Here is a 600-nt window from a genome sequence, read left to right as displayed (position 1 = left end):
TGTATAATCAATCGGTGTATCAAAAATATCTATATTAAATGAAAAGAGCAAAACCCCAATCACAATAGACATTATCATTGGATTTAAAAAAAGATTCCTTAAAAATACTGATACTCGAATACTTTTTTTGGTAGTAAGTTCTAAAAAAAAAGTAATTACTGATAATAAAATTATACCATCCATTAATATTATACTTGTTACTTGAGTGATAACCTCTGTTCCAAAATAAATTTTTGTAATTGGTAATAATAAAGTCACATGATTTGATAATGCTACCATTAAAGACCAAATGATTGACTCTTGAACAGGGCGTTTAAAAAAATTAGATGTAATCAGAAAAGCTATAAGACCTAGGCTGCCTTGCATTAAAAAATATGTAATTATTTGTTTTAAATCGATTTGCCCAATTTCACTTTGAGCTACAAACTTAATTATTAATGCTGGAACAGCAATATAAAACAAAAATAAATTTAAAATTTTTGCATGGCTTAAATCGAAAATTTTGATTCTACCAAAAATGAAACCTAATACTGTTATAAAAATAAAAGGTATTAATCCAAAGAAAATTTGAAGCATAAGGTTATTTAATTGTTATTCGAT

1 protein-coding gene is annotated in these 600 nt (G+C 25.2%); it reads right to left on the bottom strand.

The annotated features are described in order from the left end of the window. Window positions 1–576, bottom strand: a 576-nt coding sequence (locus AMO08_RS05565; RefSeq protein WP_143323825.1) for an AEC family transporter, incomplete at its 3' end; no start/stop codon positions are given. Between the last annotated feature and the right edge of the window lie 24 nt (window positions 577–600).

The sequence above is a fragment of the Candidatus Pelagibacter communis genome (assembly GCF_001180205.1).
Taxonomy (GTDB): Bacteria; Pseudomonadota; Alphaproteobacteria; order Pelagibacterales; family Pelagibacteraceae; genus Pelagibacter; species Pelagibacter ubique_O.
Note: the sequence above shows the minus strand (reverse complement) of the source record. Positions and strands in the feature narration are given on the sequence as shown.